We start from the raw sequence: 22,552 nt of genomic DNA on the forward strand, positions 1-22,552 counted from the left end.
CAAGGAGCTGTCCGTGGTCACCAGCGCGATCGACCTCCTCACACGCTTTGTGCGGGAGGCGGCCCGGCACCCCGAGCGCGCCGCCGTGGTCACACCGTCGGAGTCGGTGACGTTCGGCGGACTGGGCGAGCGGGTGGAGCGGACCGCCCGGGTGCTGAGCTCGGCGGGCGCGGAGCCCGGTACGACCGTCGCCCTCGAACTCCCCCGCGGTATCGGCCTGGTGACGGCGATGCTCGCGGTGTGGCGGGCCGGCGCGGCCTACGTACCGCTGGACCCGGCCCACCCGGCGCACCGGCGGCGCCGGCTCGCCGAGGATGCCGGGGCACGCCTGGTGCTCACCGCGGGGGAGCACGGCACCGAGTGGCCGACGGGCATCCGATGTGTCGATCCGGCCTCCGGCCCCGGCCCGTCGGCCCCGGGCACACCGGCGCCGGCACGCGATGTGCCGGGCGGGACCGCGGCGTGCGTCGTCCACGTCCCGGGCAACGCCGGGCGCCCCGAGGGCGTGACGCTCACGCGGCGCAACACCGCTTGCCTCGTCCGCGCGTTGGAGGACAGCGGCGTCTTTCCCCCGGCCCCGGCGCGGGTCGTGTGGAACGCGGGCCTCGGCTTCGACGCCTCGGTCCGGCAGTGGACCCGGATCTGCCGCGGCGACACACTGCTCCTCCCGGCCGACGGACTGCGCGCCGACCCGGAGCTGTTCGCCCGGTTCCTGAGGGAGTACGGGGCCACCGACCTCGACGTCACCCCGTCGCAGTGGGAGGCGCTGCGCCCCCACGTGGTGCCCGAGGGGCCGCAGCGCCCTCCGCTGCGGCTCCTCCTCGGCGGAGAGCCCGTGTCCCGGGCGCTCTGGGCGGACCTGACGCGGCTCGCCGAGCGGGGACGGGTGGACGCCTTCCATCTGTACGGGCCGGCGGAGTGCACGTCCGTCTCCACCGCCGCACCCGTAACCGGCCCCTTGCCCCACCTCGGCTCGCCGCTGCCCGCCGCACGCGCGCATGTCCTCGACGGGGCGCTGCGGCCGGTGGCCGAGGGCGCGCCGGGGGACCTGTACCTCGCGGGCGAGGGTGTCGTCCTCGGGTACGGGGGCCACCCCGGGCCGACCGCCGAGCGGTTCGTCGCCGACCCCCACGGTCCGGCCGGCACCCGGATGTACCGCACCGGCGACCGGGTTCGCCGGCTCCCCGGCGGACACCTGGCCCCCCTCGGCCGGGCGGACGGCCGGTTCGAGCCGGGCGGGACCGATGACCGGGCCGCCCTCCCCGCGCCCGGCGCCCCGGAAGTCCCCGCACCGCGGGACTCCCCCGACGCCCCGGCACGGCCGCTGCTCGACCTCTTCGAGGAGCGCGCCGGGACCGGCCCGGACGCCACCGCCCTGGTGTTCGGGGAGGACCATGTCTCGTACGGGGAGCTCGACGCCCGCGCGAACCGGCTGGCCCACGTGCTGGCCGCCCGGGGCGCCGGGCCGGAGACGGTGGTCGCCTCGGCGCTCGACCGCTCGGTGGAGCTGGTCGTCGCGGTCCTGGCGGTGATGAAGGCCGGGGCGGCCCACCTTCCGGTGGACCCCGGATACCCGGAGCGGCGCATCGCCCACATCCTGGGCGACGCCGCCCCGGCACTGCTCCTCGCGGACTCCGGCACGGTCCTCCCGGCCGGCACCGCGGTACCCCGCACCGACCTGGACGATCCGGAGACCCGCGCGGCGCTGCGGCGCGCCCCGGCGTCCGCCCCGCCGGCCGGCGCCCGGCGCGCACGGGGTGATCTGCCCGCGTACGTCATCTACACCTCCGGGTCCACGGGCCTGCCCAAGGGCGTGGTCGTCACCCGCTCCGGTCTCGCCAACCTCACCGCCCACCAGCGCGGCACCCTCGCGGTGGACGCCGACAGCCGAGTCCTGCAGTTCGCCTCGCCCAGCTTCGACGCGTTCTTCTGGGAGCTGGCGATGGCGCTCTCCGCGGGGGCCGCGCTCGTCCTGGCGCCGGCCCGCACCCTGCTGCCCGGTCCCGGCCTGCGCCGTCTCGCCGACGAGCAGCGGATCACCCACGCCACCCTGCCCCCTTCGGTGCTGCGTGTGCTGCCGTCCGACGCCCTCCCGCGCGTACGTGTCCTGATCGCCGCCGGGGAGGCCCTGGACGCGGAACAGCGGCGGCGCTGGGCTCCCGGCCGGACCCTGATCAACGCGTACGGACCGACGGAGACCACGGTCTGCGCCACCATGAGCCGGCCGCTGACGGAGAGCTCCGGCACGCCGCCGATCGGCGGGGCGATCCGGGGCACGCGCCTCTACCTGCTCGACGCCGCCCTGAGACCGGTTCCCGCCGGAGTGGTGGGCGAGCTGTACGTCGCGGGAGCGGGCCTGGCGCGCGCCTATCTCGACCGGCCGGCGATGACGGCGCGGCGCTTCGTCTGCGACCCGTACGGCCCGGCCGGGACGCGGATGTACCGCACCGGCGACCTGGCCCGCCGAAGGGCATCGGGCGAGCTGGAGTTCGCCGGGCGCGCGGACGACCAGGTCAAGGTGCGCGGGCACCGGATCGAGCCGGGCGAGATCGAGGCGCGGCTCGCCGGCCACCCCCGGGTGTCCGCCGCCGCGGTGACCGTGCGTGAGGACCAGGACGGCGACCGGAGGCTCGTCGCCTACGTCCGCCGCGAGCCGGCCGCGCCGGCGGGTGCCGATCGCCCGAGCGAGGCGGACCGTGTGGCCGACTGGCGGCGCGTCCACGACGCCGTACCGGCCGACGACGGACCGACGGCCTTCGGCGAGGACTTCAGCGGGTGGAACAGCCGGTACGACGGCAGCGCGCTGCCGCTGGAGCAGTTGCGCGAGTGGCGCGAGGAGACCGTGCGGAGCATCCGCGCCCTGCGGCCCCGGCGCATCCTCGAACTCGGTGTGGGCAACGGCCTGTTGCTGTCACGCCTCGCCCCCGGGGCGGAGGCCTACTGGGGGCTCGACCTCTCGCCCCGGGTGATCGAGCGGCTGCGGCGGCAGGTGGCGGGGCAACCGGACCTGGCCGGGCGCGTCGTCCTGCACAGCCGGCCGGCCGACGACCACGGGGGCGTCCCGCGCGGGTACTTCGACGTGGTCGTCCTCAACTCCGTTCTCCAGTACTTCCCCAGCGGGCGCTATCTCGCCCGGGTGCTCGGGCTCGCCGCGGCAGCCCTGGCGCCCGGTGGCTCGGTGTTCGTCGGCGACGTCCGGCACCTGGGTCTTGTGGAGCCCTTCCACGGGGCGGTCGCGGCCCGCTCGGCGGACGCCGTACCGGGCAGCGCGGAGCACCGCCGGGCCGTGGCACACGGCATGGTCACCGAGCCGGAGCTGCTGGTGGATCCGGAGTTCTTCCGTTCGCTGACGGTCCCGGGCGAGGGGGACGGGCCGCGCTTCGCGACCTGCGACGTACGGCTGAAGCGGGGATCCCATCACAACGAACTGACCCGCTACCGCTACGACGTCGTCCTGCGCCGTGCCGGTGCTACACGGCCTCGCACCGGTGCGGTGACGGAGCTGCTCTGGGGAGCGGACGTCCGTACGCTCGACGGCCTCGCCGGCATCCTGCGGGACCGCGCGCGGGACGCCGCACCCGTCCGGGTGGCCGGGGTGCCCAACGCGCGCCTCACCGAGGACCTGCGCGCGTCCGGCAGGCCGCCGGTCTCCCGTGCGCACCCGGAGGACCCGGAGGAGCTGGCGCGGCTCGGCGAACGGCTGGGGTACCGCGCCGCCGTGCGCTGGTCCGCGAAGGCGGGGCCCGAACACGTCGACGCCGAGTTCTCCTTCGGGGAGCGGGACTTCCCGGCGGAGGGCGGGACCGAGCCGCTGGTGGATCCCGAGCGCCATGTCAGCGTTCCCTTCGCGGCGGCCGACGACGCGGAGCTCATCAGGTCGGTCACCGCGTGGGCGGCCGAGTACCTCCCCGTGTCCATGGTGCCGTCCGAGGTCGTCGTCCTCGACGAGTTCCCGCTCACCGCGCACGGCAAGCTCGACCGGGCCGCCCTGCCCGACTCCCGCCGCGCCCGGGCCCGGCGCGGGGCGGGCCGCGGGCCGCGGAATCCGCGGGAGGCGGCGCTGTGCCGGATGTACGCGGAGGTCCTCGGGCTGGTCACGGCGGAACCGGCGGACGGAACGGACCCGGCCGGCACGGCGAGCGCGGTGGACGCGTCGAGCGGGGCGGACACGGCGTACGCGGTGGGGATCGACGACAACTTCTTCGCCCTCGGTGGCCATTCGCTGCTCGTCACCCGGCTGGTGAGCCGTGTCCGCGCCGAGCTGGGGGTGGAGCTCCAGGTGGGCACGGTCTTCGACGCGCCCACGGTGGCCGGACTCGCGTCCCGGCTCGCGGGGGCCCGCAGGGCGAGACCGGGCCTGCGGAGAATGCCTCGCCCCGGCTGACGCGGCACGGGCCGACAGCGGCATGTCCGCCACCTCGTCGCGGCCCGCGACACCGACCGGATCACCTACGGCAAGGGTTATCGAAGGATTCGCGATGGACTTCAGCCTCTTCTACTTCGCCGACGACAGCACACCGGAGGGGGACGCCGGACGGTACGAACTGCTGCTTGAGGGCGCCCGCTTCGCCGACCGGCACGGCTTCCGCGCGGTGTGGACGCCCGAGCGTCACTTCCACCCCTTCGGCGGGCTCTACCCGAACCCGTCCGTGGTGGGCGCGGCCCTGGCGATGGTCACGAGCACCGTCGCCATCCGCGCCGGGAGCGTCGTCGCGCCCCTCCACCATCCGCTGAGGATCGCCGAGGAATGGTCGGTCGTGGACAACCTCTCCGGCGGCCGGGCCGGGGTGTCCCTCGCCTCCGGCTGGCACCCGGTGGACTTCGCGCTGAGCCGGGTGCCGTACGGGGACCGCAAACGCCTGCTGACCGAGAGCATCGAGCAGCTCCGCGGGCTGTGGCGCGGGGACGGCCACGAGGTCGTGGACGGCAACGGCGCCCCGGCGACCGTACGGATCTTCCCGCCGCCGGTGCAGCGGGAGCTGCCGCTCTGGGTGACCAGCGCCGGGGACGCGGAGACCTTCCGTTCGGCAGCGTCGGCGCGGGCCGGCGTCCTCACCCACCTTCTGCACCAGGATGTCGACGAACTCGCCGTGAAGATCGCCGATTACCGGCGGACGGCGCGTGCGACGCACGACGGCTGGGAGGGACATGTCGTCCTGATGCTGCACACCTTCCTCGGCACCGGCCGGGACGAGGTGCGCGCCACCGTCGACGGGCCGCTGCGCGCCTATCTCAGGAGCTCGGTCCATCTCATCGCCCGCTCGTTCACAGCCCTCGACCCCGACTTCGACATCGACGCGCTGGAGGACGAGGACCTCGACTTCCTCGTCGCCCAGTCCTTCGACACCTACTTCGAGCAGCGGGGACTGTTCGGGACGGTGGAGGAGGCGGCGGCCACGGTCGAGCGGCTGCGCGGCATCGGCGTGGACGAGATCGCCTGCCTGATCGACTACGGCATCGACACCAAGACCGTGCTGGACGGGCTGCGCCATCTGAACGCCCTCCGCGAAGCATGCGCAGTGAACTGATCCGAGAGACCCGAGAGGCCGAGACCACCGTGATCCCTCTGTCGTTTTCGCAGCTGCGGTTCTGGTTCCAGGGAGAGATGGAACCCGGGGGCGAATCGCCCAACACTTCGATGGCTCTCCGGCTGACGGGGCGGCTGGACGCGGTGGCGCTGCGCTGCGCGCTGCGGGACGTGGTGACGCGGCACGAGAGCCTGCGCACCGTCTTCCCTCTCGTCGACGGAGTGCCCGAGCAGCGCGTCGTGGAGGAGGTGACGGTCGAGCTGCCCGTACGACAGATCGCGGAGCAGGACGTCGAGGCGGCCGTGACCGAAGCGGGCGGGCACCTCTTCGACCTGGAGCGTGAGATCCCGCTGCGGGCCGTCCTGCTCTCCGTCGGCTCCCACGGCGACCATGTGCTGGCGATCACCGTGCACCACATCGCCTTCGACGGCTGGTCCGTCGCCCCGTTCCTCCGCGACCTCTCATGCGCCTACACCGCGCGGGCCGACGGACGTCCTCCGTCCTGGGAGGAACTTCCCTTCCAGTACGTGGACTTCACCCTGTGGCAGCGCAAGGAGCTCGGCGCTCCCGACGACCCCGACAGCCTTTTCGCCGAGCAGTTGGCGCACTGGACGCGCGTCCTCGCCGACGCGCCCGCCGAACTCCCCCTCCCCACCGCCCGGCCGCGCCCCGCCACCGCCACCCACCGGGCCGGGTCCGTCCCCTTCCACCTGCCGCCCGACAGTTTCCGGCATCTCTCCCGGCTCGCCCTCCAACACGGCGCCAGCACCTTCATGGTCCTCCACGCGGCGCTCGCGGGGTTCCTGCGGAGGCTCGGTGCGGGCACCGACATCCTGGTCGGCAGCCCGGTCGCCGGCCGTACCGACGTCGGCCTCGACGGCCTCGTCGGCTGCTTCGTCAACACCGTCGTCATCCGGACCGACGCCTCCGGCGACCCCGACTTCCACGACCTGCTCCGGCAGACCCGGACAGGCGTCCTGGCCGCGCTCGACCACCAGGACGTGCCCTTCGAACAGGTCGTTGAGGCCGTCAACCCGGTGCGGTCGGCGGCCCGGCACCCGCTCTTCCACGTCATGCTCAGCGTGCAGAACAACGCGGGCGCCGTCGTGGACCTTCCCCATCTCGACACCCGTCTGCTGGACTGCGACAACCACCGGAGGGTCGCCTTCGACCTGCTCCTCGACATCACGGAGACCGACGGGGCGCTCGACGGCACCCTGGTCCACGCCCTCGACCTCTTCGACCACGACACCGCCGGGCTCCTCGTCCGCCGCTTCACCGACTTCCTGGCCCAGGCGGTCGCCGCGCCGGAGCGGCGCGTCGGCCGTCTGGAGCTGCTCGCCCCCGCCGAGCGCCGCACCCTGCTGGAGAGGTGGAACGGCCCCGACACCGCGCTCCCGGCCGACTCCGTACCGGAGCTCCTGCGGCGGCGTGCGGCCTCCTCACCCCAGGACACCGCGGTGATCTGCGGCGAATCCCGGCTCACCTACGCGGAGCTCGACGCTCGGGCCGAGGTCCTCGCCCGCCGTCTGCGCCGGCGGGGCGCGGGTCCGGAACAGCTGGTCGCCGTGGCCGTGAACCGCTCGGCCGACCTGGTCGTCGCCCTGCTCGCCGTACTGAGGACGGGGGCCGCCTACCTTCCCCTGGACCCGCGCAACCCGGATGAGCGGCAGCGCACGGTCCTGGAGGAGGCGCGGCCCTGTCTGCTCCTGGCGGACGCGTCCACGAAGGAGCGGGCCGAGGATCTCGCGGGGGCTCCGCCCGGCCTGCCGCTGGTCCTGGTCGACGGCGACGATCCGGCCGGCCCCGGTCCGGATGCGGACGGGTGGCCGGACATCACGGGTGACCGCGCCGCGTACGCGATGTACACGTCCGGCTCCACCGGCCGCCCCAAGGGCGTCCTGGTGACCCACCGGAACATCGTCGCTCTCGCCGCCGATCCCTGCTGGGCGGCGGACGGCGGCCACACGCGGGTGCTCGCCCACTCGCCGCACTCCTTCGACGCCTCGACGTACGAGGTGTGGGTGCCGCTGCTCGGCGGCGGCACGGTCGTGATGGTGCCGGACGGTGACTCCTCGCAGCAGGCACTGGAGCGGGCCGTGGCCGAGGGCGGCGCGACGAGCGCCTTCCTCACCACCGCGCTGTTCAACCTGCTGGTGGCCGAGGGAAGTCCGGTGCTCGGCCGGCTCGGACATGTCTGGACGGGCGGGGAGCAGCCGTCGGCCGGGGCCGTGCGGCGGATGCTGACGGACTTCCCCGGCACCGCGCTGACCCATGTCTACGGGCCGACCGAGAACACGACGTTCACCACCTCCGGGCGCCTGGATCCGGCCCGGGACGCGGACGGCGGCAAGCCGCCGATCGGCCGGCCCATGGCGAACACACGCGTGTACGTGCTGGACGAGTGGCTCCGGCCCGTGCCCGTGGGGGTGCCCGGCGAGCTGTACGTCGCGGGCGCCGGGCTGGCCCGCGGTTACCTCGGCCGCCCGGCACTCACCGCCGGGCGCTTCGTCGCCGACCCGTACGGCGCGACCGGCACCCGCATGTACCGCACCGGTGACGTCGTCCGCTGGACCGCCGGCGGGGAGCTCGACTTCCTCACCCGCGTCGACGACCAGGTCAAGATCCGCGGCTTCCGCATCGAGCCCCGCGAGATCCAGGCGGCTCTGGAGCGCCATCCGGCCGTCGGCCGCGCCGCCGTCCTCGTACGGGAGGACCGGCCCGGGGAGCGCGGCCTGGTCGCCTATGTCGTCCCCGCCGCGGACATCGGCGGCGACCTCGCACCGGAACTGGCCGAGCACGCCCGGCGGACCCTGCCCGACTACATGGTCCCCCTCGTCGTCGTGCTCCCCGACGGGCTTCCCCTCACGCCCAACGGCAAGCTCGACCGGGCGGCGCTGCCCGCCCCCGCGGAGGGCAGCGGGTCACGCCCGCCGCGCACGTCCGCCGAGCGGCTCGTGTGCGCGCTGTTCGCCGAGATCCTCGCCGTGCCGGCGGTCGGTGCGGACGACAACTTCTTCGTGCTCGGCGGCCATTCCCTGCTTGCCGTCCGGCTGGTGAACCGGCTGCGCGAGGTGCTGGACGACGGGATCGGGATGCGTGCGGTCTTCGAGTCGCCGACGCCCGCCCGACTCGCCGGGAGGTTCGGGTCCACGGGTGCGGGCCGCGGCCCGCTGCGGCCCCGGCCACGCGGGGACGTCCTGCCGGCGTCGTTCTCCCAGCTGCGTTTCTGGCTTCAGGGCGAGCTGGCGGAGGGCGCCGCCCCGCACACCGTCACCACCGCCCTGCGGCTTTCGGGTCCGCTGGATACCGGGGCGCTGTCGGCGGCGCTCGGGGACGTGGCGGCCCGGCACGAGAGCCTGCGCACCGTCTTCCCGGTCGCCGACGGGGTGCCATGTCAACTGGTTCTGGATGCCGTGGAGTTCGACCTCCCGGTGCGGGAGGTGCCGGAGCGGGAGGTCGAGGCGGCGGTGGCCGCGGCGTCGGAGCACGGCTTCGACCTGGCGCGGGAGAGACCTGTGCGGGCGGAACTCTTCGCCTGCGCCCCCGAGGAGCACGTTCTCGCGGTCACGATCCACCACATCGCCTTCGACGGCTGGTCCGCCGCACCCTTCCTCCGCGACCTCTCCGGGGCCTATGCCGCCCGGCTGCGGGGGCGGCCCCCGGAGTTCCCGGAACTGCCCGTGCAATACGCCGACTTCACACTGTGGCAGCGTGCGGGACTCGGGGAACCCGACGACCCCGGCAGCTCCTTCGCCCGGCAACTCGCCCACTGGAGCGGCACGCTGGCCGGCGCTCCCGAGGAGATCCCGCTGCCCGCCGACCGGCCGCGTCCCGCCGCCGCCACCCACCGCGCCGGCGAGGTGCCGTTCCGGCTCGCCCCGGAGGACCACGCGCGTGTCACCGCCCTGGCGCGGAAGCACGGCGCGAGCGTGTTCATGGTGCTGCACGCCGCCCTGGCGGCCCTGCTGCGGCAACTCGGCGCCGGGACGGACATCCTCGTCGGCAGCCCGGTCGCCGGACGCGCCGACAGCGCTCTCGACGACCTGGTCGGCTGCTTCGTGAACACCGTGGTGGTACGGACCGACGTCTCCGGGGATCCGGACTTCGGCGGCCTGCTCGACCGCGTCCGCACCGCAGTCCTCGCCGCGCTGGAGAACCAGGACGTGCCCTTCGAGCAGGTCGTGGACGCCGTCGACCCGGCACGGTCGGCGGCCCGGCACCCGCTCTTCCAGGTCATGCTGAGTCTGCAGAACAACGCGGCGGGCGCCGTGGAACTGCCGGGCCTCCGCGTCGGCGTGCTCGGCCACGGCAGGAACCGGACCGTTCCCTTCGACCTGCTCCTCGATCTCACCGAGTCCGGCGGGGGCCTGGACGGCACCCTCGTCTACGCCCGCGACCTCTTCGACCACGCCACCGCACAACGGCTCGCCGGGTGCTTCACCACTCTCCTCGCCGAAGCGGCGGCCCGTCCCACCCGGCCGGTGCGGCAGCTGGACGTCCTGTCGCCCGCCCAGCGGCACACCGTCCTCACCCGGTGGGGCGCTCCGGCGGCCGGTTCGCGGCCGCCGGCGGGCTCGGTGCCGCAGTGGTTCCGTGATCAGGCCGCCAGGACACCCGCCGCGGTGGCGGTGCTCCACGGGGCCCGCCGGATCACGTACGGGGAGCTCGACGCGCGGGTGGACCGGCTGGCCGGGCGGCTGCAACAGCTCGGCGCCGGCCCCGAACGGCTGATCGCCGTGGCCATGAGCCGTACTCCCGACCTCCTGGTCGCACTCCTCGCCGTGCACCGGACCGGTGCCGCGTACCTCCCGGTCGATCCGCACCACCCCAGGGACCGGGTGGCGAGGGTGCTGTCCGAGGCCGCGCCGCTCCTGGTGCTCTCGGACCGCGCCACCCGCGACACCCTCGGCACCGACGACTGGCTCGCTCTGGACGACCCCCGGTCCGTCGCCGCGCGCACCGCCGGGGCCGGTACCGAAGGCCCCGTCCCGCACCGGGCGATCCCGGCCGACGGCACGGCGTACGTCCTCTACACCTCCGGTTCGACGGGCCGGCCGAAGGGGGTCGTGGTCAGCCACCGCAATGTGGCCCATCTGCTGGCCGCCATGCGGGAGCGGCTGCCGCTGGGCCCCACCGACCGTCTGCTCGCCGTGACGACGGTCGCCTTCGACATCGCCCATCTGGAACTCCTCCTGCCGCTGCTCCACGGCGCCGCCGTCGTCCTCGCCTCCCCCGACGAGGTGCGCGAGCCGCATGCCCTCGGCTGGCTGATCGGACGGCACGGGGTCACCGCCCTCCAGGCGACGCCCTCCCTGTGGTCCGGCCTCGTGGCCGAGGTCCCCGACGCGGTCCGGGGGCTGCGCGTCCTCGTCGGGGGCGAGGCGCTGCCGCCCGCCCTGGCCGGTGGTCTCATCGCCCTGGCCGCGGAGGTCACCAACGTGTACGGGCCCACCGAGACGACCATCTGGTCCCTCGCGGCCCCGATCGACCCGCACAACGCGGAGCGCCCGCCGCTCGGCTCCCCGCTGGGCGACACCCGGGTCCACGTCATGAACGACGGACTGCGGCCGGTGCCCGTGGGAGTGCCGGGCGAGCTGTACATCGGGGGTGCGGGCGTGGCCCGGGGCTACCTCGGCCGCCCGGGGCTGACCGCCGAGCGGTTCGTCGCCGACCCGTACGGTCCGCCCGGCGCCCGCCTGTACCGCACCGGCGACCTGGTCCGGTGGACCGAGCAAGGGGAACTCGACTTCCTCGGGCGCACCGATGACCAGGTGAAGCTGCGCGGCTTCCGTATCGAGCCCCGCGAGATCGAGGCGGTCCTGGACCGGCACCGCCACGTCACCCGCTGCGCCGTCGTGGTGCGCGAGGACCGGCCGGGCGAGCGCCGGCTCGTCGCCTATGCGGTACCCGCCCGGGACGCCGGCGGCGCCGACGGCCTCGTCGCCGAACTCGCCGAGCGGGCGCGGCAGGAGCTGCCGCCGTACATGGTCCCCGCCGTCGTCGTGCTGCCCGACGGGCTGCCGCTGACGCCCAACGGAAAGCTCGACCGGTCCGCGCTGCCCGCACCGCACGGATCCGCCTCCCCCGCCCGGGAGAACCGGGAACCGAACAGCCCCGCCGAGAGGATCCTCCGCGAACTGTTCGCCGCCGTCCTCGGACGGCCCGACGTCGGCGTCGAGGACGACTTCTTCGAGTTCGGCGGCGACAGCATCGTGTCGATCCGGCTGGTGTCCCGGGCCCGCTCACAGGGTCTGGCCATCTCCACCCGGGACGTCTTCCGGTACCGGACCGTCGCCGGACTGGCCCTCCACGCGAAGGTACGGACCCCCAGGGCGGGCACGGCGACCGGAACCGCCCCGGCGCCGGCGGCCGGCGAGGTGCCGCTCACCCCGATCGTCCACTGGCAGCGCGAACGGGGCGGCCCCGTCGACGGCTTCCACCAGTCGGTGCTCGTACGGACCCCGGCGGACCTGTCCCTGCCGCGGCTGCGGGCACTGATCCAGTCGCTGCTCGACCGGCACGAAGCGCTGCGGATACGGCTGACGCGCGCCCCCGCGTGGCGCCTTGAGGTCCTGCCGCGCGGTGCGGCCGACGCGGCCGGGCGCGTCGTACGGATCGACGCGGCCGGCCTCGACGCCGGCACGCTCGCGGACCTGGTCCGCACCGAGGCGGACGCGGCCCGGCGGCGCCTGGCGCCCGGGGACGGGAACATGCTCCAGGCCGTGTGGTTCGACGCGGGGCCCGGCCGGCCGGGCCGGCTGCTCCTGATGATCAACCATCTCGTCGTGGACGGCGTTTCGTGGCGGATCCTCCTGGAGGACCTGAGCACGGCAGCCGCCCCGCGGACGGCGGGGCCGGGCTTCGCGCCCGTGTCGTTCGCCGACTGGGGGCGCCTGCTGGAGCGCGAGGCACGCGGGCGGGCGTCCGAACTCCCCTTCTGGCTGGGGCTCGTCGAGGGAACGGACGATCTCGTCGACGGCGCGGATCTCGTGGCGGCCCGTGATGTCGAGGGCTCGAAGCACACCGTCACCCGTGTCCTTCCCGCGGACCGGACGGAGCCGCTCCTGACCCGCGTGCCCGCCCGGCTCGGCGTCGGCGTGAACGCCGTGCTGCTCGGCGCGCTGAGCACGGCCGCGGGGCACTGGCGTGCGGCGCCCGGCCCCGGCGGCGCTTCTGACGGCGCGGCGGCCGACGACGACGCGCCGTTCCTCGTGGACGTGGAGGGGCACGGACGCGAGGAGATCGCCGCCGGCCTCGACCTGTCGTCGACCGTGGGCTGGTTCACCAGCATGTTCCCCGTACGGCTCCCGGGGCGGGCGGACGATCCGGAAGGCGCCGTACGGGCCGTGGACCGCCAGCTCGGGAGCATGCCGGACAAGGGGCTCGGCTACGGTCTGCTGCGCCATCTCGATCCGAAGACCGCGCCCGTGCTCGGGGCGCGGCCGGGGGCGCAGATCCTGTTCAACTACCTGGGCCGGTTCGACCGGCCGGACGAGTCGGACTGGGGCCTGGCGCCGGAAGCCGGCGCGGTCGCCGGAGGCGGCGACCCCCAGATGCCCCTGACGCACCTGCTGGAAGTGTCCGCGGTCGTCCACGACCGCGGACAGGGTCCGGAACTCCACGTCACCTGGGCATATCCGAAGGCCGTGCTGGAGCGGCCCCGGGTGGAGGCCCTGGCCGACGCCTGGTCCGAGGCACTGACCACCCTGACCGCACGCACCGGCGAACCGGGAGAGACGGCGTGACCACACCAGATAGCACCCACGAGCGGACGTCGAGGCCGGCGCCGCTCCAGCAAGGACTGTTCTTCCACACGGCGTTCGACACCGACGGCCAGGACATCTACACCACCCAGCTGGCACTGGACTTCGAAGGGCCGGTCGACCCCGTGCTTCTGCGGGAGGTCTGCCAGGTGCTCCAGGACCGGCACGACAGCCTGCGGTCGGGGTTCCGTACGGACGCGTCGGGCGCGCCCGTACGGTTCGTACCGCCCCGGGTCCAGCTGGCCTGGCGGACGGCCGACCTCACCGCGACGCCGCCCGACGACCGGGAGGCCGAGGCGGCGCGGCTGGTCGATGAGGAGCGGCGGCGGCGCTTCGACACCGCCCGGCCGCCGCTGGTCCGCTTCCTGCTGATCCGTCTGGACGGCGCCCGGTGGCGCTTCGCGCTGACGAACCATCACATCATTCTGGACGGCTGGTCCACCTCGGTCCTCCTCGACGAACTGTTCCAGCTGTACGGCGCCGGTGCCGCGGCGCACCCGCTGCCGGCCGCCCCCTCGTACACCTCCTATCTGGACTGGCTCGGCGGGGTGGCCCCCCAGTGGTCCCGGGACGCCTGGGCGGAGGCGCTTTCCGGGATCGAGGGGCCGACGCTGGTGGCGCCGCGGGCGCGGGGCACGGTGGTGCCCGAACGGGTGGTGCGCACGCTGTCCGCCGCGCGTACCGCCGCGCTGACGGACCGGGCGCGGCAGGCGGGGGTCACTCTCGGCACGGTGACGCAGGTGGCCTGGGCACTGGTGCTGCGGCAGCTGACCGGGCAGGGCGACGTGCTGTTCGGGATGACGGTGTCGGGGCGGGCCGCCGAGGTCGACGGGGTCGAGACGATGGTCGGGCTGCTCATCAACACGGTTCCGGCCCGGGTGCGGATCGACCCGCGGGACACGCTGCTCGAACTCCTCGAACGGGTCCAGGACGAGCAGCTCGATCTGTTCGAGCACCACCATGTCGGGCTGACGGAGATCCAGCAGCAGGCGGGCTTCGGGTCCCTGTTCGACACCACGACCGTCTTCGACAACTATCCGATGGGCTCGGGCGAACGCCGTCTCGGCGAGGCGCTGCTCGTCGGCGTCACGGGGTTCGACGCCACCCACTATCCGCTCTCCCTGATCTGCACTCCGGGCGAGGAGCTGGGCATACGGATCGACTTCCGGCCCGATCTGCTCGGGCGCGGGACGGTCGAGGGGATCGCCGAGCGGCTCGAACGGATCCTGGAGGCGATCGCCGAGGATCCGCACCGCGCGGCCGGCTGCCTGCCCGGTCTTTCGGACGGCGAGCGCCGGCAAGTGCTGGAGGAATGGAACGCCACCGCCCGTCCGGTGGCACCGGCCACGCTGCCCGCCCTGATCGAGGCGCGAGCCGCGCGGATAGCGCGCGGGACCGCCCTCTCGTACCGGGGGCGGGCCCTCGGCTACGACGAGCTCAACCGCCGGGCGAATCGTCTGGCGCGCGTACTGCTCGCCGAGGGTGCGGGACCGGAGACCCGGGTGGCCCTGGCGCTGCCGAGGGCCCCGGACATGGTCGTCGCCCTGCTCGCCGTGCTGAAGGCCGGGGCCGCCTATGTGCCCGTCGACGTGCGCTATCCGGCCGACCGGGTGGCGCGGATGCTCGGCGACGCGCGGCCCCTGCTCGCGGTCGTCACCGGGGCGACCAGGGGCGTGCTGCCGGAGGGGACGGCCGCGCTCGTCCTGGACGACCCCTCCGTGGCACGGCGCGTCGCTCAGCAGGAGGAGGCGGACGTCGTGGACGAGGAGCGGCCGGGACCGCTCCTCCCCCGGCACCCCGCGTACGTCATCTACACCTCGGGCACCACCGGTGTCCCCAAGGGGGTGGTCGTCGAGCACGCGAACGCCGTCAACTTCGTGGCGACCGTCGAGGACCATTTCGGCGCCGACGGCATGGCGCGGGTCCTGGCGTCCACCTCGCTGAGCTTCGACGTGTCGGTCTTCGAGATCGTCTCGACCCTGGCGCTCGGCGGCTGTCTGGAGCTGGTCGACGACCTGTTCGCACTGCTCGAACGGGACGGCTGGGAGGGGACCTTGGTCAGCGGCGTTCCCTCGGCCATGGCCGGCATGCTGGCGGGTGACGCCTTCGAGGTGTCGGCACGGCACGTGGTGCTCGGCGGGGAGGCGGTGCCGCACGCCCTGCTGCGCGAGCTGCGGGAGCGGGTGCCCGGCTGCGCGGTCACCAACATCTACGGCCCCACCGAGGCGACCACCTACTCGACGTGGTGGCGCGGCGGCGACCAGGACGCCGACGTCGATCCGCCGATCGGCCGTCCCGTGCCCAACTCCCGGATGTACGTGCTGGATCCCTGGCTGCAGCCGGTCCCGGTGGGGCAGCCGGGAGAGCTGTACATCGCCGGGGCGGGCGTCACCCGCGGCTATCTGAACCGGCCGGCGCTGTCCTCGGAGCGCTTCGTGGCCTGTCCGTTCGGCGCCCCCGGCGGCCGGATGTACCGCACGGGCGACCGGGCTCGGTGGCGGGCCGACGGGCAGCTGGAGTATCTGGGCCGGCTCGACGGCCAGGTGAAGATCCGCGGCTTCCGGATCGAGCTCGGCGACGTGGAGGCGGCCCTGCTGCGGCACGGGAGCGTGACGCAGGCCGTCGCGGTCGTACGGGAGGACCGGGCGGGAGACCGCAGGCTGGTCGCGTACGTCCTGGCGGCCGAGCCCGGGACGCCGCTCGACGGCGCGGAGCTGCGGCGTTTCACCCGCGACGCGCTGCCGGACCACATGGTGCCGTCGGCGGTGGTGCAGTTGGAGCACTTCCCGCTGATGCCGAACGGCAAGCTGGACCGGTCGGCGCTGCCGGCCCCCATGTACGGCGCCACCGCCCACCGGGGGCCGGCCCACGCGCGCGAGGAGCCGCTGTGCGCGCTGTTCGCCGAGGTGCTCGGGGTGGAGCGGGTCGGACCCGACGACGGCTTCTTCGATCTGGGCGGGCACTCCCTGCTGGCGACCCGGCTGGTGAGCCGGGTGCGTGCGGTCCTGGGCACCGAGCTCTCCGTCCGAGCCCTGTTCGAGGCGCCGACCCCGGCGGCCCTGGCGCGCCGGCTCGACGGGGAGGCGGAGAGCTCCGGCCTGGACGTCCTGCTGCCGCTGCGGACCGGCGGGCGTCTCAGGCCCTTGTTCGCGGTGCACGCGGCGAGCGGCCTGGCCTGGCCGTACGCCCGGCTGCTGCCGCACCTGGATCCGCGGGTGCCGCTGTACGGGCTTCAGGCGCCGAGCCTCGCCGATCCGGAGGGCGGTGCGCGCAAGCCGGAGGAACTGGTGCGCGAGTACGCGCGGCGGATCCGGGAGGTGCAGCCGGAGGGGCCGTACCGGCTGCTGGGCTGGTCGGTCGGCGGCACCCTCGCCTACGGGGTGGCCGCGGAGCTGGTGGGGACGGGGCACACCGTGGAGTTCGTGGCCCTGCTCGACTCGTACCCGGCGCCCGGGGAGGGGCTGCCCGACTGGGAGGAGACGCACCGGCACGTGGCCGGGTCGGCCGGGTTCGCCGCGGACGGGACGCCGTCGGAGCAGATCGCGCTGCTCGGGGAGCGGGCGGTGGAAGGCGCGCGGCTCGCGGTGCGCTCGGCGGTGGACGCGCTGCGGACCGCCCCGGCGCGGACGCGCGGTGTGGACGTTCTCCACTTCCGCGCCGCGTCGGACGGCGCGGACGCCGCCCCGGACGCCTGGCGGGCGTACGGCGGCGGGCGGCTCTCGGCCGTCGACGTCGCGTGCGGCCACTACGAGATGCTGGATCCCGCTCCGCTCGCCTCGATCGGCGCGGTGCTGTCGGACAGGGTCGCGGAGGGGGCGGCGGGGCGATGAACGGGCGTGCGGGAACGGGACCCGGCGGCGGACGGCCCACCGGGTCCCCTCGGGCCGGGACGAGGCGGGCGTCCTTGCCCGCGCGGGCGAGGGCCGCGTGTCAGAAGTCCCAGCCGTCGTCGGCGGCGGGGCCCTCGGCCGGTTCGGGTACGGCGCAGGACCCGCCGACCATGCCCGCGGTCAGGGTGGTGCCGTCACCGGGGTCGATCAGGATGAACGAGCCGGTGCGGCGCGAGTCGGCGTAGAGGTCGACGGGCAGCGGCTCCGCGGTGCGGATCCTGACGCGGCCGATGTCGTTGGCGACGAGCCGGCCGGGGCAGGGGTGCAGGGACAGGTCATCGAGGGTGAGCCGGGAGGGGATGTTCTCGACGATGGCCTTGACCGTGCGGGTGCCGTGCTTGAGCAGCACCCGCTGCCCCACGGTCAGTGCCTGGTCGGCCACATGGCAGACGGTCGCCTCGATGTCCTGGGTGGTCGCCGGGGCGTCCGTCGTCGGCACGATCAGATCACCGCGCGAGACGTCGATGTCGTCCGCCAGCAGGACGGTCACCGACTGCCCGGTCCAGGCGGTGTCGACCCGCCTGCCGAGCAGGTCGATACCGGAGATCCTCGTCGTACGGCCGGACGGCAGGATCGTGACCGGCTCGCCGACGCGAAGGGAACCAGCCGCGATCTGGCCGGCGTAGCCGCGGTAGTCGGCGTGTTCGGCGGTCCGGGGCCGGATGACGTACTGCACCGGCAGCCGGGCCCGCCGGTGGGCCGGGTCGTGGCCGACCGGGACCGTCTCCACGTGCTCCAGCAGCGTCGGGCCGGTGTACCAGTCCATGACCGCCGACGGCTCCACCACGTTGTCCCCGGCCAGTGCCGAGACCGGGATCGCGGTGCCCCCGGGGATGCCCAGTTCGGCCGCGTACGCCGTGAACTCCTTCACGATCGCGGCGAACACCGGCTCGCGGTAGCCGACCAGGTCCATCTTGTTGACCGCCAGGACGACGTGCGGGACGCGCAGCAGCGCGGCGATGGCGGCGTGACGGCGGGTCTGCTCGACGACACCGTTGCGGGCGTCGACCAGGATCACGGTCAGTTGCGCGGTGGAGGCACCGGTGACCATGTTGCGGGTGTACTGCACATGCCCGGGTGTGTCGGCCAGGATGAACCGCCGCTTCGGGGTGGCGAAGTAGCGGTAGGCGACATCTATCGTGATGCCCTGTTCCCGTTCGGCGCGCAGACCGTCGGTGAGCAGGGCGAGGTCGGGCGTGTCCTGGCCACGGCCGGCCGACACCCGCTCCACGGCCTCCAGCTGGTCGGCCAGCACCGACTTGGAGTCGTGCAGCAGCCGGCCCACCAGCGTGGACTTGCCGTCGTCGACGGAGCCGGCGGTGGCGAACCGCAGAAGGGTGGTGGCCGGGAGTTCCGTGGTCGTGGTCATGCTCAGAAGTACCCTTCGCGCTTGCGGTCCTCCATGGAGGCCTCGGAGAGCTTGTCGTCGGCTCGTGTCGCACCCCGTTCGGTCAGCCGGGACGCGGTGATCTCCGCGATGACCTGGTCCAGGGTCACCGCGTCGGACTCGACCGCGCCGGTGCAGGACATGTCGCCGACGGTGCGATAGCGGACGCGCCGCTTCTCGACCCTCTCGCCGTCCTTCGGGTCACCCCATGCCCCCACGGGCAGCCACATCCCGGAGCGCTGGAAGACCTCGCGCTCATGGGCGAAGTAGATCTCCGGCAGCTCGATGCCCTCGCGGGCGATGTACTGCCACACATCCAGCTCCGTCCAGTCGGACAGCGGGAAGACCCGTACGTGTTCACCGGGGGCGTGCCGGCCGTTGTAGAGCTGCCACAGCTCGGGGCGCTGGCGGCGCGGGTCCCACTGCGAGAACTGGTCCCGGAGGCTGAACACCCTTTCCTTGGCCCGCGCCTTCTCCTCGTCACGACGGCCGCCACCGAGGACCGCGTCGAACCGCTCCGACCGGATCCTCTCCGTCAGCGGCAGCGTCTGCAACGGATTACGGGTCCCGTCGGGACGCTCCTTGAGCGCCCCGCGGTCGATGTAGTCCTGTACGGAGGCCACATGGAGACGCAGCCCATGTGCCGCCACCACACGGTCCCGGTGCTCCAGGACCTCCGGGAAGTTGTGTCCGGTGTCCACGTGCAGCAGCGCGAACGGCACCGGGGCGGGCGCGAACGCCTTGAGCGCGAGGTGCAGCATGACGATGGAGTCCTTGCCGCCGGAGAAGAGAATCACCGGCCGCTCGAACTCCCCCGCCACCTCGCGGAGGATGTGCACCGCCTCCGACTCCAGCACGTCCGCGTGGGTCGCCGTGCACGGGTTGCCGGTTCTCCCGGACTGTGTCGTCGCCGTCGTCATGCCAGCCCTCTCTCCCGCAGCAGCGCGACGAGCGCCTGCGCCGACTCCGCCCTGCTCTGCTCGTGCGCCGGGATCCGCAGGTCCGGTGCGGCCGGCGGCTCGTACGGATCGTCCACCCCGGTCAGTCCGGTCAGCTCGCCCCGCGCCTGCCTGGCGTACAGACCCTTCACATCGCGCGTGGCGCACACCTCGACCGGCGTGGCCACATGCACCTCGACATACGCGGTACCGGCCGCCCCGTGCCGTTCGCGCACCGCGGCGCGGGCGTCCGCGTACGGGGCGATGACCGGGACCAGCACCGTCACTCCGTGGGAGGCGAGCAGTTCCGCGACATAGCCGATGCGGCACACGTTCGCCTCCCGGTCCTCGCGGGAGAAGCCGAGGTCGGCCGTCAGGTGTGCGCGCAGTTCGTCGCCGTCCAGGATGTGCACCCGGCGCCCGGCGGAGCGCAGTTCGGCGGCTGCGGTCGAGGCGATCGTGGTCTTGCCCGCGCTGGGCAGGCCGGTCAGCCACACCGTCGCGCCGGCCGCGCCACCGTTCGTGCATGCGTCGCTCATGTGCTCCGTCCGGGGTACGGTTCGTCGAAGAGAGCATTCCCCTGCGGGCGGGCGGCCGCAGGCCGTGACCTCACCCGCCGTCCGAGGTGCGGACGCCCGCCGCCTCGATCCCGATCTCGATCGCGGTGACGGCTATCAGCTGTCCGGTCGCCGTGTCGCGCAGGGCCATGTCGGCCACCTCGACGTCCGACGAGCCGGTGCTCCGCCACCTGCGTACGGTGACCTCGAAGACCGTGCCGGGGTCGGCGTTGCCGAAGTAGCCGATCTTCTGGTCGATCACCCTGCGCCGCAGGAACTGTTCGTCCGTCCGTCCCAGCGACCGCCACAGACGCAGCAGCATCGTGTCGAAGACGGAGAAGTACGAGGCGAAGTACATCAGTCCGGCGCCGTTGAGGTCGCGCACGACGTCCAGGGCGTATGTGAAGGTCCGGGGCTGCCCGGCCTCCTGGAACCCGGGCGGGCCCGCCGGGTGGAAGCTTCCGGTGGCCCGCGCCCGGCCCACGAGGGACCGGGGGGAGTAGGCGTTCGGAAGCGGCGCCAGATCCTGGTAGCCGAAGTCCGGGGGTGTCACCTGAGCCAGACCCCGGTTGCTGCCCGCGGTGCCGCGGGCGATCCACCGGTTGAAGTTCTCCGCGTAGAGGCAGTGCGGGTGCGGGTGTTCGTACACCTCCGCCGGGTCCAGTGGTCCGTCCGGCAGTTCCAGTCCGGCGGGGGCCAGCCGGTGCAGGGTGATGACCGACTGGCTGCCGAACTGGAAGGCCCTGGAGTCCACCCGGAGTTCGTCGCCGAAGGTGAGCCCGTGGGGATGGACGACGTCGCCGCCGCGCACATGGAAGTAGTAGAAGGACAGGTAGGCGGGGTCTCCCCCGGCGGTCCGGGCCGCGTGTACGTTGATCCGGCACGACTCGCTCACCACCTCCCAGGTCCAGTCCCCGATCCGGCCGAACACCGTGGAACCGCCGCTGCACATGCCCGGCGCGACGACCACATGACGGGAGACCCCGGCGTCGTCCGCGGCCTGAGCACCTCGTGGGGTGTCAAGAGTGGTCATGCTTCCGCCTTCTTTCGTGCCTGACGCGTCCGGCCGGCTCCGGCCGCTGCCGTCCGCCTCGCGGAGCGCCACTCCTCGGCCGCGGCGAGGAACCGGTCGTTGTCCTCGGCGGAACCGATCGACACACGTACGCCCACGTCCGGGAACGCCCGTACCGCGATGTCCCTGCCGGCACACCACGCGCCGAAGCCGGCGGCGTTCCGGCCCAGTCGCAGCCAGAGAAAGTTCGCCTGGCTGTCCGGGATCTCCCAGCCGCGGCGCACCAGGGCGTCACGTACGCGAGTGCGTTCGGCGACCGTGCTGTCGACGCGCCGCAGCAGTTGCTCCTCAAGTCCGAGGGCCGCGACGGCCGCCCGTTGCGCGACGGTGTTCACCGCGTAGGGGAGACATGCCTTGCGCAGCCGCTCGACGACACGGGCGTCCCCCACCAGATATCCGGTCCGCAGTCCGGCCAGTCCGTACGCCTTCGAGAACGTGCGCAGCACGACCAGGTTCGGATGCGCCGCGCACAGCCCCAGGGCACTGGTCACCTCCGGGCCGCGGACGTACTCGTGGTAGGCCTCGTCCACGGCCACCAGGCAGGTCGGCGGCACGGCCTCGACGAACTCCCGGAGTTCCTCGTGGCCGATGGCCGTGCCCGTCGGGTTGTTGGGGTTGCAGATGATGACGAGCCTGGTCCGCGAGGAGATCCGGGCGGTCATGGCCCGCAGGTCATGGGCCTCGCCGTCCAGCGGCACCTGTACGGACTCCACGCCGGCCAGGGCGGCGAGCGTGGGGTAGACCTCGAACGACGGCCAGGCGTACACGGCTTCGGCGCCGGGATCGGCGATCGACTGGAACAGGGTCTGCAGGAGGGCGACGGAACCGGCACCGACCACGATCCGGTCCTCCGCGATCCCGTGGGACCGGGCGAGGGCTCCTGTCAGCGCTCCGCAGCCGGGGTCCGGATAGCGGTTCACCGTGGAACCGGCCTCCTCGATCGCCTCGACGATGCCGGGAAGAGGAGTGTGCGGCGACTCGTTCGCCGACAGCGGGCGCGTTCGTGCCGTCGGTCCGTGGACACCTTCGGACGGCTTGTAGGAGGCGACGGTTTCGAGAACCGCGCGCAGCGGTGGATGAGACATGGGACTCCCGGTGGAGAGGACGCCGCGCGCCCAGTGGTGCGAACGGCGCCCGAATCGACTGTGGGGCTCAGCCTCCCGGCCGCCGTTCCGCCATCAGACGGGCCACGTCGGCGAGGGTGGCGGCGTCCAGCAGCTCGTAGTCGTGGACCTCGATGCCGAGCCGCTCGTTCAGCGCGCCGGCGAGTTCCAGCACCGCGAGGGAGTCGAGCCCGACCTCCTCACGGGTGGCCGTGGGCACGACATCCTCCTCGCGTACGTGCAGTTCGCCGACCAGGATGTCCTTGAGTACGTCGTACACGACTGGCTCTTCCCTCGCTCGCTGTCCTCAC

General features: G+C 73.8%; 10 protein-coding genes. 4 read left to right on the forward strand and 6 right to left on the reverse strand.

Translation table 11 applies throughout. The features are described 5' to 3' along the window. The first annotated feature begins 13 nt into the window (after nucleotides 1-13). From ABT170_RS26910 to ABT170_RS26925, 4 genes are all read left to right on the forward strand, one after another. Nucleotides 14-4,384 carry an amino acid adenylation domain-containing protein gene (locus tag ABT170_RS26910; protein ID WP_351871528.1) on the forward strand — a complete coding sequence of 1,457 codons (4,371 nt, stop codon included), beginning with the start codon at nucleotides 14-16 and terminating at the stop codon, nucleotides 4,382-4,384. A 94-nt stretch (nucleotides 4,385-4,478) separates the two neighbouring features. Beyond that, nucleotides 4,479-5,528: a MupA/Atu3671 family FMN-dependent luciferase-like monooxygenase gene (locus ABT170_RS26915; RefSeq protein ID WP_351871531.1), complete on the forward strand. Its 1,050-nt coding sequence runs from the start codon at nucleotides 4,479-4,481 to the stop codon at nucleotides 5,526-5,528. Next, nucleotides 5,513-13,276, forward strand: coding sequence for a non-ribosomal peptide synthetase (locus ABT170_RS26920; RefSeq protein WP_351871534.1), 7,764 nt, complete (start codon nucleotides 5,513-5,515; stop codon nucleotides 13,274-13,276). Before ABT170_RS26915 ends, ABT170_RS26920 begins: the two co-directional genes overlap by 16 nt. After that, entirely contained in the window at nucleotides 13,273-17,124 is a 3,852-nt protein-coding gene (locus tag ABT170_RS26925) for a non-ribosomal peptide synthetase (protein WP_351871536.1), read from the forward strand. The genes ABT170_RS26920 and ABT170_RS26925 overlap by 4 nt, the downstream gene beginning before the upstream one ends. 100 nt (nucleotides 17,125-17,224) lie before the next feature. Here ABT170_RS26925 and ABT170_RS26930 read toward each other — a convergent pair whose 3' ends face one another. The 6 genes from ABT170_RS26930 to ABT170_RS26955 form a co-directional block, all read right to left on the reverse strand. Then, nucleotides 17,225-18,553, reverse strand: coding sequence for a sulfate adenylyltransferase subunit 1 (locus ABT170_RS26930; protein WP_351871539.1), 1,329 nt, complete (start codon nucleotides 18,551-18,553; stop codon nucleotides 17,225-17,227). Between the two features lie 2 nt (nucleotides 18,554-18,555). Then, entirely contained in the window at nucleotides 18,556-19,491 is a 936-nt protein-coding gene (gene cysD, locus ABT170_RS26935) for a sulfate adenylyltransferase subunit CysD (protein ID WP_329944470.1), read from the reverse strand. Continuing rightward, nucleotides 19,488-20,048: an adenylyl-sulfate kinase gene (gene cysC, locus ABT170_RS26940; protein WP_329944469.1), complete on the reverse strand. Its 561-nt coding sequence runs from the start codon at nucleotides 20,046-20,048 to the stop codon at nucleotides 19,488-19,490. Before cysC ends, cysD begins: the two co-directional genes overlap by 4 nt. A 70-nt stretch (nucleotides 20,049-20,118) precedes the next feature. Then, entirely contained in the window at nucleotides 20,119-21,099 is a 981-nt protein-coding gene (locus ABT170_RS26945) for an LnmK family bifunctional acyltransferase/decarboxylase (protein ID WP_351871542.1), read from the reverse strand. Further along, the gene (locus tag ABT170_RS26950; protein ID WP_351871545.1) at nucleotides 21,096-22,223 is read right to left on the reverse strand and encodes a histidinol-phosphate transaminase; all 1,128 of its coding nucleotides are present in this window, start codon (nucleotides 22,221-22,223) and stop codon (nucleotides 21,096-21,098) included. The genes ABT170_RS26945 and ABT170_RS26950 overlap by 4 nt, the downstream gene beginning before the upstream one ends. Nucleotides 22,224-22,290: 67 nt before the next feature. Further along, nucleotides 22,291-22,521 carry an acyl carrier protein gene (locus tag ABT170_RS26955; RefSeq protein WP_329944466.1) on the reverse strand — a complete coding sequence of 77 codons (231 nt, stop codon included), beginning with the start codon at nucleotides 22,519-22,521 and terminating at the stop codon, nucleotides 22,291-22,293. Nucleotides 22,522-22,552: the final 31 nt, after the last annotated feature.

The organism is Streptomyces sp. NPDC001787, assembly GCF_040297465.1.
In the GTDB taxonomy this organism is placed as follows: domain Bacteria; phylum Actinomycetota; class Actinomycetes; order Streptomycetales; family Streptomycetaceae; genus Streptomyces.